Annotated in this window: 15 protein-coding genes; 8 read left to right on the forward strand and 7 right to left on the reverse strand. The window is 60.8% G+C overall.

The annotated features are described in order from the left end of the window. Positions 1-82 precede the first annotated feature (82 nt). The gene (locus AK81_RS02320; RefSeq protein WP_043196470.1) at positions 83-877 is read left to right on the forward strand and encodes a helix-turn-helix transcriptional regulator; all 795 of its coding nucleotides are present in this window, start codon (positions 83-85) and stop codon (positions 875-877) included. 95 nt (positions 878-972) lie between these two features. After that, the gene (locus AK81_RS02325) at positions 973-1,323 is read left to right on the forward strand and encodes a hypothetical protein (RefSeq protein ID WP_043196471.1); all 351 of its coding nucleotides are present in this window, start codon (positions 973-975) and stop codon (positions 1,321-1,323) included. Between the two features lie 47 nt (positions 1,324-1,370). Here AK81_RS02325 and AK81_RS02330 read toward each other — a convergent pair whose 3' ends face one another. Then, a complete protein-coding gene (locus tag AK81_RS02330) occupies positions 1,371-1,895 on the reverse strand; it encodes a cupin domain-containing protein (RefSeq protein ID WP_043196473.1) in 525 nt (174 codons plus the stop codon). A 146-nt stretch (positions 1,896-2,041) separates the two neighbouring features. Between AK81_RS02330 and AK81_RS02335 the strand changes: the two genes are divergently transcribed. The 3 genes from AK81_RS02335 to AK81_RS02345 all read left to right on the forward strand — a co-directional run bounded on the left by AK81_RS02335 (position 2,042) and on the right by AK81_RS02345 (position 5,963). Next, positions 2,042-3,829, forward strand: coding sequence for a thiamine pyrophosphate-requiring protein (locus tag AK81_RS02335; protein WP_043196476.1), 1,788 nt, complete (start codon positions 2,042-2,044; stop codon positions 3,827-3,829). 144 nt (positions 3,830-3,973) lie between these two features. Further along, positions 3,974-4,789 (forward strand): alpha/beta fold hydrolase, encoded by an 816-nt coding sequence (locus AK81_RS02340; protein ID WP_043196478.1) that lies wholly within the window; start codon positions 3,974-3,976, stop codon positions 4,787-4,789. Then, the gene (locus AK81_RS02345; RefSeq protein WP_043196480.1) at positions 4,779-5,963 is read left to right on the forward strand and encodes an ATP-binding protein; all 1,185 of its coding nucleotides are present in this window, start codon (positions 4,779-4,781) and stop codon (positions 5,961-5,963) included. The genes AK81_RS02340 and AK81_RS02345 overlap by 11 nt, the downstream gene beginning before the upstream one ends. A gap of 363 nt (positions 5,964-6,326) precedes the next feature. Here AK81_RS02345 and AK81_RS02350 read toward each other — a convergent pair whose 3' ends face one another. The 5 genes from AK81_RS02350 to AK81_RS02375 form a co-directional block, all read right to left on the reverse strand. Continuing rightward, positions 6,327-6,599, reverse strand: a complete 273-nt coding sequence (locus AK81_RS02350; RefSeq protein ID WP_043196481.1) for a PepSY domain-containing protein — start codon at positions 6,597-6,599, stop codon at positions 6,327-6,329. A 134-nt stretch (positions 6,600-6,733) separates the two neighbouring features. Then, a complete protein-coding gene (locus AK81_RS02355; RefSeq protein WP_043196559.1) occupies positions 6,734-6,967 on the reverse strand; it encodes a hypothetical protein in 234 nt (77 codons plus the stop codon). Positions 6,968-7,514: 547 nt separating this feature from the next. Next, positions 7,515-8,321 (reverse strand): DUF3618 domain-containing protein, encoded by an 807-nt coding sequence (locus tag AK81_RS02365; protein WP_043196484.1) that lies wholly within the window; start codon positions 8,319-8,321, stop codon positions 7,515-7,517. Beyond that, positions 8,318-8,746, reverse strand: a complete 429-nt coding sequence (locus AK81_RS02370) for a phage holin family protein (protein WP_081041997.1) — start codon at positions 8,744-8,746, stop codon at positions 8,318-8,320. The genes AK81_RS02365 and AK81_RS02370 overlap by 4 nt, the downstream gene beginning before the upstream one ends. Then, positions 8,746-9,342 (reverse strand): hypothetical protein, encoded by a 597-nt coding sequence (locus AK81_RS02375; protein WP_043196486.1) that lies wholly within the window; start codon positions 9,340-9,342, stop codon positions 8,746-8,748. Before AK81_RS02375 ends, AK81_RS02370 begins: the two co-directional genes overlap by 1 nt. A 306-nt stretch (positions 9,343-9,648) precedes the next feature. On the opposite strand from AK81_RS02375, the gene AK81_RS02380 reads away from it, so the two are divergent. From AK81_RS02380 to AK81_RS02390, 3 genes are read left to right on the forward strand one after another with little or no spacing between them, the layout of a single operon-like run. Further along, positions 9,649-10,179 carry a (2Fe-2S)-binding protein gene (locus AK81_RS02380; protein ID WP_043196487.1) on the forward strand — a complete coding sequence of 177 codons (531 nt, stop codon included), beginning with the start codon at positions 9,649-9,651 and terminating at the stop codon, positions 10,177-10,179. Continuing rightward, the gene (locus tag AK81_RS02385; protein ID WP_043196497.1) at positions 10,176-11,177 is read left to right on the forward strand and encodes an FAD binding domain-containing protein; all 1,002 of its coding nucleotides are present in this window, start codon (positions 10,176-10,178) and stop codon (positions 11,175-11,177) included. The genes AK81_RS02380 and AK81_RS02385 overlap by 4 nt, the downstream gene beginning before the upstream one ends. Then, a complete protein-coding gene (locus AK81_RS02390) occupies positions 11,174-13,372 on the forward strand; it encodes a xanthine dehydrogenase family protein molybdopterin-binding subunit (RefSeq protein ID WP_043196499.1) in 2,199 nt (732 codons plus the stop codon). Before AK81_RS02385 ends, AK81_RS02390 begins: the two co-directional genes overlap by 4 nt. A gap of 26 nt (positions 13,373-13,398) precedes the next feature. Here AK81_RS02390 and AK81_RS02395 read toward each other — a convergent pair whose 3' ends face one another. Next, positions 13,399-14,124: a DUF72 domain-containing protein gene (locus AK81_RS02395; RefSeq protein WP_043196500.1), complete on the reverse strand. Its 726-nt coding sequence runs from the start codon at positions 14,122-14,124 to the stop codon at positions 13,399-13,401. Positions 14,125-14,146: the final 22 nt, after the last annotated feature.

Below are 14,146 nucleotides of genomic sequence, written 5' to 3' on the forward strand. Positions count from 1 at the left end.
AGAGACGTCAGCATTCTCAAACCACCTTTAAGCAATTACAATTTAACCACTTATGCTATTACTCAAAGTAACGAGATAAACGATGCGAACCTTGGCACGTACACGCGTCGATCTGGCGGCATTCCTGCTGGCGCACCGCCAGCGACTATCACCCGTCGATGTGGGGCTGCCCAGTGGTGGTCGCCGCCGCACGCCAGGGCTGCGACGTGAAGAAGTCGCCGCACTGGCAGGTGTCGGATTGACCTGGTACACGTGGCTGGAACAGGGCCGTGATATAGGGGTTTCGGCTGCTTTTCTGGACAACCTTGCGCGGGTACTCAAGCTCGATGCCGCAGAACGACGCCACTTGTTCCTGTTGGCTCACGAACGGCCGCCTGCCGAGCCAGGCAAAACCTGGTGCGTGCTACCACCACTGGTGCGGCGCCTGATGCACGACTTGCCGCACCCCGCCTTTGTACTGAACCTGCGCTGGGATGTACTGGGCTTCAATGCGCTGGCGGATCAGCTGTTCAACTTTGGCTCGCACACACCCGAGCGACGCAATTTACTCTGGCTGCTGTTTACCGATTCAGTTCTGCGCGAACAATTGTGTACCTGGGATGAACAGGCGCCGCAGATGTTGTCGGCCTTCCGGCGCGACTTCGCCCGCGCCCCGCAAGATGCGGACATCCATGAACTGGTGGCAGAGCTGGAGCGCGTCTCACCGGAGTTCAAGATCTGGTGGCGCAGGCACGATGTGCATGCCCCCTCTGCGGGCATGCACAAGCTGACGATTGACGGCAAGATCGAGCAGTTCGAACACACCTCGCTGACCATCGACGAAGACCGCCACCTACGTTTGGTGGTGTATGCCAAGTTACAAAATGAGTCGCCATAGACGGTCGAAGCAATGCGCCTTCCGTCGCTCAGCAGGCACCCTCCCGCGAGCGGCAGGCCGAACATTAGGTGAACAACCCTGAAAGGAGTTTCACCATGACACCAACAAAACCCTCTACGTTTGTGCTCGCACTGTGCCTGGGCTTCGCTGCACCGCTTGCCTTGGCTGCCACAGACCTGAACGATCAGCACGCACCGGGCGTGCAACCGCACGACAATGGTCAAATGAACGGCCAAGGCGGTGCCACGGGCTCAGGAACACCAGGCGATGGCATGGGTACGGGTAATGGCGGTACTGATGACAATGGGACGGACAACACGGGCGGTGACGGTACCAACAGTGGTTCAGGCACCGGCAGCAATGGCTCTGGTGGCAGCGGTACCGGCTCGGGCAGTGGTAACGGTAACTCCTCGGGTAATGGATCCGGCGCAGGTTCCGGCAGTTAGCTGAAATGGTCGATGGCAATGGACCACTTGGCCTGCTTGCCGCGCACTCAGCGCCAATGCGTCATCAACGCACCCCGAATGCCGCCGACCGGGTCTTGCTGAGGGAGCGGTACTTTGGCGATGCGCGCAACGGCACGCTGGTGCACTGCCCTGCCGGGCCGCTGGATGTCGTAGTCTTCCTGCCCGTAGGGATAGGCGCCGACCACCAGAAACTCATCGCTGCACTCGATGCAGCGATGGCCGGTACCTGCTGGCAGCACCAGCACATCGCCCCGCTCCACGCTAACGCTCTGCCCTGATTCCCCGCCAAGCGTCAATCGCGCCTGCCCACAGGCAATGCCCAGCGCCTCATGAGCGTTAGGGTGAAAGTGGTGATAATCGAAGATTCCGTCGCGCCACAGCGGGGTCCATTGGTGAGCCGCAAACAGCGCTTCGAATGCGCTGGCATTGTCCGCCGCCGGATCAACCTTCAACCGGTAGAACAGTACGGGAAAACGGCTGTTCGGCGTGGCGCCGTCGTCTTCGAAATACAAGGCCTGCACGCTGGCATCTTGTGTATTCATGAGCGTCATGATGCGCACCCTGAGGGGTTATCGGTTCACCTTCGAACCCCCGGCTGTTTCCAGGTTCCAGCCAGCAGACCGGTGCGCATGCCGTTGAAACTTTCCCCGCACGTGCCAAGTCCAGACACCTATCGATAACAGAACGGGAGCAGGCAATGACCGGCACGGTAGGCGACTTTCTGGTGGAACGTTTGTATCAATGGGGCGTACGGCGCATCTTCGGTTACCCCGGCGACGGCATCAATGGCATGTTCGGCGCGCTGAGCCGGGCCAACGGCAAGATTGAATTCATCCAGGCCCGCCATGAGGAAATGGCCGCCTTCATGGCCAGCGCCCATGCCAAGTTCACCGGCGAGCTCGGTGTTTGCATGGCCACCTCCGGCCCAGGCGCCTCGCACCTGCTTACCGGCCTGTATGATGCACGCATGGACCACCAGCCGGTGCTGGCCATCGTCGGTCAACAGGCCCGTGCGGCACTGGGCGGGCACTACCAGCAGGAGCTGGACCTGCTGTCGATGTTCAAGGACGTTGCAGGTGCGTTCGTCCAGCAGGCATCGACACCGGAGCAGGTGCGCCACCTGCTCGACCGTGCGGTGCGCACGGCCGTCGGCGAACGCCGCGTTACCGCCATCATCCTGCCCAATGATCTGCAGGACCTGCCCTACAACGAACCGCCGAGGGCTCACGGTACGGTGCATTCCGGCATCGGCTACAGCAAGCCCAGGGTGTTGCCGTTCGACGAAGACCTGCAGCGCGCCGCCGAGGTACTCAACGCCGGGCACAAGGTGGCGATTCTGGTGGGTGCCGGCGCACTGCAGGCGACAGAGCAGGTCATTGCAATTGCCGAAAAACTCGGCGCCGGGGTGGCCAAAGCGCTGCTGGGCAAGGCTGTGTTGCCGGACGACCTCCCGTGGGTCACCGGGTCGATCGGCCTGCTCGGCACCGAACCCAGTTATCAGTTGATGACCGAGTGCGACACCTTGCTGATGATCGGCTCCGGCTTTCCCTATTCCGAGTTTCTGCCCAAGGAGGGCCAGGCGCGCGGCGTGCAGATCGACCTGCAACCCGACATGCTCAGCCTGCGCTACCCGATGGAGGTCAACCTGGTCGGTGATGCCAGCGAAACACTGCGCGCACTGTTGCCGTTGCTTGAGCACATGACCGACCGGCGCTGGCGCGACAAGGTGGAGACCTGGCGTGCGCAGTGGGACAAGACCGTGGCCAAGCGCGCGCTGGTCAAGGCTGACCCGATCAACCCGCAACGCGTGGTCCATGAGCTGTCCCCTCGCCTGCCCGATCACGCCATCATCACCAGCGACTCCGGCTCCTGTGCCAACTGGTTTGCCCGCGACCTGCAGATTCGCCAGGGTATGCAGTGTTCGCTGTCCGGCGGCCTGGCTTGCATGGGCGCAGCCGTGCCCTATGCGATTGCAGCCAAGTTCGCCCACCCGCAACGGGCTGTAGTTGCCTTGGTGGGCGATGGGGCGATGCAGATGAACAACCTCGCCGAACTGATCACCGTGGCCAAATACTGGCAGCAGTGGGACAACCCACAATGGATCTGTGCCGTGTTCAACAATGAGGACCTCAACCAGGTAACTTGGGAGCAACGGGTGATGGAAGGCGACCCCAAGTTCGAAGCTTCGCAGTCGATCCCTGACGTGCCCTACCATCTGTTCGCCATTTCCATTGGCCTGCAAGGTATCTACGTAGATCGCGAAGAGGACGTTGCCGCTGCGTGGGAGCGCGCACTGGCTGCTGATCGGCCAGTACTGATCGAGTTCAAGACCGACCCGAACGTGCCGCCCCTGCCACCCCACATCAAGCTGGAGCAGGCGAAGAAGTTTGCCACTACCTTGCTCAAGGGCGACCCCGACCAAGGGGGCATAATCGTGCAGACAGCCAAGCAGGTGCTCAGCTCGGTGCTGCCTGGCAAGAAGTGATAGCCACCTCTGCTGTTCGCCTGCAACGGTTTCATACCCTGCAGGCGTGTCGGCAGATGCACTCAACATCTTGCCCTTTCGATTGCCTGAGCGGCACTATTCTCCCCTGAGCCAAAACCTCTTGGCTGATCGGAGAAGTGATACATGGACATTCAGCGCCGGAACAACGTTCGAGTCCATGGCGAAGGCACTTCGACGCTGGTGTTCTCTCATGGCTTCGGCTGCGATCAGACCATGTGGCATTACCTGTTCCAGCACTTCACCAGCCGTTTTCGCGTGGTGCTGTATGACCTGGTCGGCGCAGGCAGATCGGACCTGGATGCGTATGAGAGCGCAAAATACGGTTCACTGGCCGGTTATGCACGAGACCTGAACGATGTCATAGATCACTTTGGGCGCGGCCCGGTGATTGTTGTCGGCCACTCTGTGAGTGCGATGATCGGCGCACTGGCCGACCGTCTTTATCCGGATCGCATTGCCGCGCACGTCATGGTTGGGCCCTCTCCGTGCTATATCGATTGCGATGGTTACGTGGGAGGTTTCAAGCTCGAAGACATCCACTCGCTGCTCCACACCCTGGACAGCAACTATCTGGGATGGTCCAGCGCAATGGCACCTGCCATCATGGGTTCACCAGGGCAGCCAGCACTAGGCGATGAACTTACCAACAGCTTTTGCCGTACAGAACCGGAGATCGCCAAGCAATTTGCCCGCGTGACCTTTTTATCAGATAACCGCGAAGACATCGCCGGCCTGGATACTCCAACTCTCATTCTACAATCTTCCGATGACCTGATCGCTCCGTTGGAAGTGGGCCGGTACATGCATGCGACCTTGCCCAACAGTGTTTTCCATCTCGTAGATAACGTGGGCCATTGCCCGCACATGAGTGCTCCAGAAGCATGTGCCAAAGCAATGGACGATTTCCTCAAGCCCTGGGTAGGCGAAAATGTCGATTGATCAGCCTCTGCTGCCCGAGTTCGAAGATCTTTTCGACAGTGCCCCCTGTGGCCTGGTTGTCACCGATGAAGACGGCACCATCCTGCGCAGCAATCGGATTTTCAGCATTTGGATCGGCATCAGCCAGAAGGATCTTGCCCAGCGTCGGTTTCAGGATCTGCTGACCATGGGTGGAAAAATCTTTCATCAGACCCACTGGGCTCCCCTGATGCGCATGCAGGGTTCCGTCGCGGAGGTGAAACTTGACCTCAAAAACGCCAGTGGGCACACAGTCACCACGCTGCTCAATGGCGTGAGGCGCGAGCATGTCAATGGCGTTTATTACGAACTGGCGCTGTTCGGGACAACTGACCGGGACAAGTATGAGCGCGAGATTCTGGAAGCACGCCGGCGTGCCGAACAGCTGTTATGGGAAAAAACAACCACAGAGGCCGCTTTACAGCAGGCAAAAGTGGAACTTGATCTAGCCTATGAAAAATCCCTGCAGCGGGCTTTTTTTGCGGAGCAAATGGTCGCTATCGCAAGCCATGACCTCAAGAACCCTCTCACCGCCATCAAGATGGCGGCAGACTTGCTGGCACGAGGCGAACGTACACCAAGAGATATAGAATTACTTGGCCATATCAGTCAATCCTCCGAGCGCGCTCAACGTATGATCGCGGATCTTCTGGACTTTGCATTGGCCAGGGTAGGCCGTGGGATCGGCATCACACGAAGGATGGTTGATCTGCACCTGGTCATTGAGCGAAGCGTAAAAGAGCTACGCGTTGCGTTCCCGCAGGCAAAAGTGATCCACAAGCAGGAAGGCGCAGGTATGGCAGAGGTCGACGCTGACAGGATGCATCAGATCATTGGAAACCTGGTGGCTAACAGCGTGGCTTACGGGGATCCTGGCCAACCCATAACGGTTACTTCTACCCTGCAGGGCGAGATGGCCATGCTATGGGTGCATAACGAGGGTACAGCCATACCCGAGTCCTCGTTAGGCAACCTCTTTGAGCCGATGACCAGAGTGAGCGAGCTGGACACTGATCTTAGAAGCGTAGGTCTTGGCCTTTTCATTGTCCGGGAAATAGCCAAGGCCCATGGCGGCGATGTGGCAGTCAGTTCCACGAACGAAAGTGGTACAGCATTCTGTGTGAGTTTCACCCGTACCGGTACGCTGCCTCAATAGAAGAGGCCCTCCACTGTAAACCCCTGTGCAGTCCATTGCGGCGACCCGATAGCCTCTGAGCGAACCCACTTATTGCGGAAAATTGATCATTGATCCTTCACACAGTAAGGACTTTTCTTTGACTTAATTTTCACAGGGTTTGAGCGAACCTGAAGCTATCCCTACGTGTGATAGACCTTGCCCGCCTAGCAGCGGGCTTTCTTTTGCCCGCAAACTCTCACCCGTAAGCACCCGTCCGTTTGCACCGCTGATCACCTGATCTACACACGCGAGGTGACAGCGCTGGCGGCGCCCAAGCTCAATGGCCGCAAGCAGGAAACGGTGCCCGCGCCGAAGCGCGGGCAAGCCTTGATCACAAGGCAATCAGTTATCCAGTTCGTCCTTGATGATCTTGCCGTCGTGCGGGTCGACCTGGAACTCGTACTGCTTGCCGTCAGCCTTCATACCCTCACCTTCCCAGTGACCGTCGTCGGCTTCGATCTTGATAATTTGCGTATATCCAGCGCCTTTCAACGTGGCCTCAGCCTGATCCTTGCTGACCTTCCAGTCAGCACCGGGCGTATCAGCCCAAGCGCAAGAAGCCCCCATGGCACCTACCAACGCCAAGCCAGTGAACAGTCGAGTCATCGCTTTCATCGCCAACTTCCTTTTTGCTGTGAATGTGAACATGCGACCTGCCCCTCACGAGCCGGGTTCAGTCGAAGCATTGTTCAAGGACGCACCTGATCACCAAAAAGCGCAATCCGGCACGTTGGCGTGATCTGCCAGCGTCACGATTCGGCCGAGACCGATATCTGGGACAACCCAAGCAAATCGGCTTGAGCCATGATCTCGTCCGGCGATGAATCAGCAGCAGGCAGTACAAGGCTGTTTTCACTGTCCCCAAAGTGCAACACGATCAGGTGCATAGCAGCCTCGTGACGACCAAGCTTGTCCTGGTCCAACTCCAGCCGGTAGCTTTTTGGCTCTTCAGCCAAGCGATACACGATGCTATAAATTGTCATGCTCACCTCGAGGTTTACGGGACTTTTCAACCTGACCACCAAGCCAAAAATCTGTTCCTTTACGGCCGGTGCAGGCAGTTGCTCACGCCATGGCGTGGGGCGCTGGCAGTGGTCGGGTATTCGCTGGAACAGACTGCAAATACGTTAAAGCAGGCACAGCCAAAGTCGACGGAGGGGCCCTGATGGTAGATCCGATAATGCAGCTGGACGCGGAGCTTGCGTGGCTCGGTGAGATCGCCAACGAGCTTGAACGCCAAGTAGCGCCCTGCCCGGTTACCCGGCTATTGCTGGTCGCGTGGCTAACGGAGTGGGTCCGAACCCCTCAAGCACGGGCAGAGTTGCAACGGGATAAACCTCACCTTCCACAAGCATTGAAGTCGGCATACGCAGTGTGGATTCACGCCGGTGCCAGTTGCTGACATTGCTGCCAGCGGCCACCCGATCCTGCCCCTGCTCGGCGGTCAGGGCCATCCTCGTGAGGGATGGCCCCACCCATCGTGCCTGCCCTTTGCCCTGGCATGGAGCTGGTTGTGAACATCCATCAGGCTCAAGGCGCGAAGCCAAGCCCGTCGGAAAGGTCGGTGCCTTCCGGTTTGCGCTCTACCCGCGGCGACGCGTTGCCACCTGCCTGATCCATCGAATCTTCGACCGACGTCTTCAACTCGCTACCCTTGGTCTTGAGCGCGTCGGTCAACCGGTCACTACTGGCGCCCATCAGCTCATCTTCCTTGCGGGTACCGGGCAACGCCGCCCCCAATGCCGCGCCCAGCGCTATACCCAAGGCGGCCAATACCAGCGGTTGCTCTTGGAGCATCTGATCGAACTGCCCCTTCAACGCCGTGGTCTGGTCTGCAACCTTGTGTGCTGAGTGGCGCAGGTTATCTGCAGAAGCACCCATCGAGTCCCGCGCATTGCTGCCAAGTTCACCTGCCCGGTCCCGCACGTCATGGGCTTTCATGCGCACCGCCTGGCTGGCATCGTGCACCGCCTCCCCGGCATGGGCAAAGGCATCCTTTACCGTGTCCACCGCGTCTGCGAACTTCTCACCCAATCCAGGTCCCTGATGCACGGGCCCTGGGTTGAAGGGGCGGTTCTGGTTCAAACCCAGCCAGGCCAGGCCCAGTACCGTGAGGGTAGCGGGTACGGGATTGTTCTTGAGGGTGGTGCCAAGGTTCTGGAAGAATTCGCCGCCATTGCCCTTTGCATAGGCCAATAGCCGATCGACCATCTGGCCGGGGCTCAGGCGCTGTTCGAGTGCATCCACCAGGTCGCTGATGTGCTCGCGCCTGGCGTTGATTTCCTGCTCGAGCAGGTCCGGGTCTTTTTGTGCGTCATGTTCGAAGGAAGTGGTCATGACAATTTCCTCTTCAGCGTGTCCTTGTCCTGTTGCATGGCATGCAAGGTACGATCAGGTGCCAGATGCGCGGGCTCGAACTGCTTCTTGCCCGACTGCAGCATGATGAAACCGATCACCACGGTGATTGCGCCGACGATCAACGCGGCCAGCCAGGGCTCAACCACCATTGCCAAGGCATAGACTGCCGCCAGCAAGAGGATGATGAACCCCGCCAGAATCACCACAGCCCCCGCTGCAACGGCCGCCGTCCCGGCTTTCAGGGTAGCCAGGTTGTGCTGCAGCTCGGCCTTTGCCAGTGCCAGTTCCTTGGTGAACAGCTCCGGTACTTCGCGCATCAGCTGGCGCAGCAGGCCACCGACACCGACCGCGTCTTCGTCCGCCGGGCGTAACCCCGGGGTGGTGTGCAAGGGGTCCTTGTTCATCATTCACCTCCTTTGAGTGGATCACGCTCGAACGGGCTACCACTGACCGGCGTACCGGCGCCTGGCCCGATCGGGTCGATGGGGGTGTAAGGTTTACGGGTGGATACGTCGCTACCGCGATCGGGCGTCACAGGCTGCGCAGGCCGGGAGTGGCGCCAATCGTCGGATGACGCAGCGGTAGCCTCGCCATGAGTGGCGCTGGCCCGCATGAACCGCGACACGGCAAACCCAAGTGCGACGCTACCGGCCAAAAACAGCGCCGGGTTGCTCCGCGCCAACTGGGCACCGCGTTGCAGCAGGCTCTCGGCGTTTTCATGGCGCAGCTGCGCGGCGAAGTCGCCCACGCACCCTGCTGCCTGGCTCAGGTACTGCGATAACCCGAGGGTGTCGTTTTCTTGCAGTGCTTGCGCGGCCGAGCGTGCGCCTTGCTCCAGCGAATCAAGCTGATCGGCTGCGGTATCGCGGTAGTGCTCGAACTGCTCGCTGCCTTTCTGCCTGGCCTCACCTAGCAGCGCACCGGCCTCATCGGTGATGGTCTGCGCGTGATCCTGAGTGCTGCCGGGTGGAGATGTCGAGCCTTGATCGGTCCTGTCCATCGTTACGCCCTCGTAACTGAGTAATGAGCGAATGCCGTCATTACTGGGCATTCATTCGGAGGACGCAGGCAGGACGGCGGTAGTTCAGCGTGTGTGATCTATGACGCTTACCTGGCGATCAAAATGAAACGGCGCGATCAACCCCCGGCATTGAACCCGGCGCCGAGGCTTTGACCGCAATGGTAATCAGCGCCAGAGAGGGTGCTGCCCCGCAGCTCGGCAAGCAGGCTGAACGTTTTCCCGGCCGGCCCGGTCGCACGACAGAGACACAGCCAACTGTGCGAACCCTGACCGTGAGGACCTTCCATGAGCGCAACCGCCCCCGTGGGTACCGAAGAACACCGCATTGGCCTGACCATCAATGGTCAGCCCCGATCACTGCAGGTCCTTCCCTGGACAACGTTGCTCGACCTGCTGCGTGAGCAGTTGGACCTGGTCGGCACCAAGAAAGGCTGCGACCACGGCCAGTGTGGGGCCTGCACGGTGTTGCGTGATGGCAAGCGCATCAATGCGTGCCTCACCCTCGCCGTCATGTGTGAAGGTGCCCACCTGGTGACTATCGAAGGGCTGGCCAGCGGCGGCGAGCTGCATCCCCTGCAACGCGCCTTCATCCGCCATGATGCTTTCCAGTGCGGCTATTGCACCCCGGGCCAGATCTGCTCCGCAGTCGGGCTGGCGAACGAAGGCCATGCCGATACCCCACAGGCAATTCGGGAACAGATGAGTGGCAACCTGTGCCGCTGCGGTGCCTACAGCAACATCGTCGCTGCGGTGGAAGAAGCCCTGCCGTTAATGAACGACCGGCCCCAGGCCACGCAAGGAGGGCCGAACCCATGACGCCCTTCAGCTACCACAAGCCTGCATCGGTCAGCGAAGCCATCAGCCTGGCAGACCCCAGCTCGCGTTTCATTGCCGGTGGTACCAACCTCGTCGACCTGATGAAGGAAAACGTGGTTCGGCCCGAACGGCTGATCGACATCTCCGGCCTTGGGCTGAACGGCATCCACGCCACCGCGAACGCTGGCGTGCTGATCGGCGCATTGGTAAGCAACGCCGACCTTGCCTGGCATCCGATGATTCAGCAGCACTACCCACTGCTGTCAGAAGCCATCCTGGCAGGGGCATCCCCGCAGTTGAGAAACATGGCCAGCACCGGTGGCAACCTGCTGCAACGTACCCGGTGCTACTACTTCTATGACACAGGCACCCCCTGCAACAAACGTGAACCCGGCAGCGGATGCCCCGCGCGTGATGGCCTGAACCGTATCCATGCCATTCTTGGCGCCAGCGCTTCCTGCGTCGCGACCCACCCCTCGGACATGTGCGTGGCATTGGCAGCGCTCGAAGCCGTGGTGCACGTACAAGGGCCGTCCGGTGACCGCCAGATACCCTTCGCAGATTTCCATCGCCTGCCCGAGGACACCCCCGAGCACGACAATCAACTGGCAGTCGATGAACTGGTGACAGGCATCGAGCTGCCGCCCCCGGTGTTCGCAGACCACTATCGATACCTGAAAATTCGGGACCGCGCATCCTATGCGTTCGCGCTGGTGTCGGTTGCCGCTGCCCTGCGCTTCGATGGCGCGGTGATTCAGCAGGCTCGTCTGGCCCTGGGAGGTGTTGCCCACAAGCCGTGGCGAGTCCCGGACGTGGAGCGCATGCTGGTCGGCCAGGTGCCTTGCGAAGCGCTTTTCACCCAAGCCGCGCAAATGCTGCTGCAAGGTGCACAGCCCCTGAGCCACAACGGTTTCAAGGTAACGCTCGCGCAGCGGGCAAGCGTGCGGGCATTGAGCGAGGCGGCGCTGGGCGCTGCAGGCATGGGGGCACGACCATGAACAGAACCACACCGTTGGTCGGCACCCCCCTGGACCGCGTGGACGGCGTGGCCAAGGTCACCGGGCAGGCACGCTACGCGGGTGAGTACCCCGAGGCCGGGCTGCTTCATGGCAGTGTCGTGTGCAGTACCATCGCCCGAGGCCGGGTACTCAAGATCGACAGCGACCTGGCAACCCGCGTGCCCGGGGTGATCGCCGTGCTCGACCATCGCCACCGGCCGCACATTTCCGGTTACGACGACGACTACAGTGACGCCGACTCGGCCGAGGGGTCGCCGTTTCGGCCGTTGTTCAACGACCGCGTGCTCTACAGCGGGCAACCGTTGGCCCTGGTGGTGGCTGACACCTTGGAACTGGCGCGGTACGCAGGGTCGCTGATCAATATCGAGTATGACGAAGAGGCCCACCAGACAGACCTGGGTGCCAGCCCGCAATCGCATGAAGCACCGGCCGAGACACCGGCACCGCGTGGCGACTTTGTCGCGCAGTTCGCCGGTGCACCGGTGCAGGTAGATGCCACTTACCTGACCGCTAATGAGCATCACAACCCGATGGAGCCACATGCGTCGACCGTGCACTACAAAACCGACGGCACCCTGGAAGTCCACGACAAGACCCAGGGTACGCAAAACTGCCAGGACTACCTGCACAAGGTGTTCGGCCTGCCAAAGGCTGACATCAGGGTGCGTGCGGCATTTGTCGGTGGCGCCTTCGGCTCGGGCTTGCGCCCGCAGTACCAGCTGCCGTTGGCAGTGATGGCGGCATTGCACCTGCAACGCTCGGTGCGCGTCACGCTGACGCGCCAGCAGATGTTCACCTTCGGTTACCGGCCCCGCACCGAACAGCGGCTGCGCCTGGGCGCAGACGCGCACGGTCGGCTGCTGGCGATTGCCCACGATGCGCTTGGCCAGACATCCCGCTTCGAGGACTTCACCGAGCATCTGGTGGAATGGAGCGGCATGCTCTACCAGTGTGACAACGTTGCGCTCAGCTATCGCCTGGCCCCACTGGATGTGTACACCCCGCTGGACATGCGCGCGCCCGGCGCGGCCTCCGGGATGATAGCGCTGGAATGCGCCATGGATGAACTTGCTTGCGCAGCGCAGATCGACCCGCTCGATTTGCGCCGGCGCAACTTCGCCGCCAACAATGCCAACGAGGGCAAGCCCTATTCCAGCAAGGAGTTGCTGGCGTGTTACCAGCAAGGCGCCGACCGTTTCGGCTGGGTAAACCGCAACCCGCAGCCTCGCAACATGCGCAATGGCCATCAGCTGGTCGGTTGGGGCATGGCTGGCGGCGTCTGGGAAGCGATGCAGATGAAGGCCAGCGCCAAGGCCCGCATCGATGCACAGGGCCAGCTGACGGTCAGCAGTGCCACCACCGACATTGGAACCGGCACCTACACCGTCATGACTCAGATCGCCGCCGACGCTGCCGGGGTCAGGGTGCAGGATATCACCTTCGTGCTGGGCGACTCCTCGCTGCCCACCGCGCCACTTCAGGGCGGGTCTTTCACCGTGTCGTCAGTGGGCTCGGCCGTGCGTCAAGCCTGCCTGGTGCTGCGCAGCAAAGTGCTGGAGCACGCGCGCAACACGTACCCACAGCTCGCCAATACACCCACGGAGCAGATCGTTTTCGCTGATGGCTACCTGTACGCCGGCAGCCATCGCCTGGCCTTGGGTGACATCGTGGGCAGCGCCGCGGGTGGTAGTTTCGAAGTGCAGATCGATGCCGAGCCAGGCGCCAGGCGCCAACCGTTCTCCACCGCCACTCATTCGGCGGTGTTCGTGGAAGTCCACGTTGACGAGGACCTTGGCACCATCCAGGTCACCCGGGTGGTCAGCGCCGTGGCGGCAGGACGGGTGGTCAACCCAAAGACTGCACGCAGCCAGATTCTGGGAGGCGTGGTGTGGGGTGTGGGCATGGCCCTTCACGAAGAGGCACTGACCGACCATCGGCTGGGCCGCATCGTCAACCACGACCTGGCGCACTACCACATCCCGGTCAATGCAGACATTGGGGATATCGAGGTGATCTTCGTCGAAGAGAACGATGACATCGTCAATGAGCTGGGTTCCAAGGGCGTGGGTGAAATCGGCGTTGTCGGGGTGGCAGCGGCGGTGGCCAACGCTGTCTACCATGCCACCGGCAAGCGTGTAAGGGCGTTCCCGATCACGCTGGACAAAGTGCTGTGATTGGGCGGGGGCTCGACCGAGCCGGTTCACGCAGCGGCGCCCCCGTGCAACCAGGCATCGGTAGCCAGGGCGTCGCCCAAGGCCGCACCGCTTGCGGTGTTGTCGAATACGCACCAGGTGGGTTGCCGGGCGGCACACTGCTGCAAACGAGCAGCCAGGCGCTGCAGGTAATCGCGCTCGTAAGCGCTGCGATAGATCTGCGGCTCACCGTGCAAGCGCCAGTAAACCAGCCCGTGCCAGCCGCCAGGTTGGGCATCCACGCCAAACCGCGAAGGGCTGGCCGCTACCTGAGCCACCTGGAAGTCGACGAGCATTGGCTGGGCCGTCGCCCAGGAACGATGCCTTGGTTCGACCGCCAGGCATCCACGATAGCGTTTTCGCAGGCTGGTGAAGAATTGATTGGCAGTGTCGACGTCAAACGCCAGTGACGGCGGCAATTGCACCAGCAGGCAACCAAGTCGATCGCCCAGATGCCCGCATTCATGGAGAAATTGCTCAAGCAAGCCTGTACAGCCCTTCAGGCCATGTTCATGGGTAATGGCCTTGGGCAACTTGACGGAAAACCGAAAATGCTCAGGCACCGACTCAGCCCATCGGGCATAGGTTTTTGGCTGATGAGCGCGGTAGAACGAAGAGTTGATTTCGACCGCGTTCAATCGGGCCGCGTATCGCTGCAACTGGCTCCCCTGCGTAGGAAAGTCACCGGCATGAAGCCGTGACAGGCTCCAACCCGCGCAACCAATATGAATCATCCTGAGCGTTCCTGTGGCGGTC

It is taken from the genome of Pseudomonas putida W15Oct28 (assembly GCF_000708715.2).
Lineage (GTDB): Bacteria > Pseudomonadota > Gammaproteobacteria > Pseudomonadales > Pseudomonadaceae > Aquipseudomonas > Aquipseudomonas putida_R.

Bases quoted from the DNA above. Each gene is read 5' to 3' on its own strand.
- AK81_RS02320 (WP_043196470.1), top strand. From the start codon at position 83: ATGCGAACCTTGGCACGTACACGCGTCGATCTGGCGGCATTCCTGCTG.
- AK81_RS02325 (WP_043196471.1), top strand. From the start codon at position 973: ATGACACCAACAAAACCCTCTACGTTTGTGCTCGCACTGTGCCTGGGC.
- AK81_RS02330 (WP_043196473.1), bottom strand. From the start codon at position 1,895: ATGACGCTCATGAATACACAAGATGCCAGCGTGCAGGCCTTGTATTTC.
- AK81_RS02335 (WP_043196476.1), top strand. From the start codon at position 2,042: ATGACCGGCACGGTAGGCGACTTTCTGGTGGAACGTTTGTATCAATGG.
- AK81_RS02340 (WP_043196478.1), top strand. From the start codon at position 3,974: ATGGACATTCAGCGCCGGAACAACGTTCGAGTCCATGGCGAAGGCACT.
- AK81_RS02345 (WP_043196480.1), top strand. From the start codon at position 4,779: ATGTCGATTGATCAGCCTCTGCTGCCCGAGTTCGAAGATCTTTTCGAC.
- AK81_RS02350 (WP_043196481.1), bottom strand. From the start codon at position 6,599: ATGAAAGCGATGACTCGACTGTTCACTGGCTTGGCGTTGGTAGGTGCC.
- AK81_RS02355 (WP_043196559.1), bottom strand. From the start codon at position 6,967: ATGACAATTTATAGCATCGTGTATCGCTTGGCTGAAGAGCCAAAAAGC.
- AK81_RS02365 (WP_043196484.1), bottom strand. From the start codon at position 8,321: ATGACCACTTCCTTCGAACATGACGCACAAAAAGACCCGGACCTGCTC.
- AK81_RS02370 (WP_081041997.1), bottom strand. From the start codon at position 8,746: ATGAACAAGGACCCCTTGCACACCACCCCGGGGTTACGCCCGGCGGAC.
- AK81_RS02375 (WP_043196486.1), bottom strand. From the start codon at position 9,342: ATGGACAGGACCGATCAAGGCTCGACATCTCCACCCGGCAGCACTCAG.
- AK81_RS02380 (WP_043196487.1), top strand. From the start codon at position 9,649: ATGAGCGCAACCGCCCCCGTGGGTACCGAAGAACACCGCATTGGCCTG.
- AK81_RS02385 (WP_043196497.1), top strand. From the start codon at position 10,176: ATGACGCCCTTCAGCTACCACAAGCCTGCATCGGTCAGCGAAGCCATC.
- AK81_RS02390 (WP_043196499.1), top strand. From the start codon at position 11,174: ATGAACAGAACCACACCGTTGGTCGGCACCCCCCTGGACCGCGTGGAC.
- AK81_RS02395 (WP_043196500.1), bottom strand. From the start codon at position 14,124: ATGATTCATATTGGTTGCGCGGGTTGGAGCCTGTCACGGCTTCATGCC.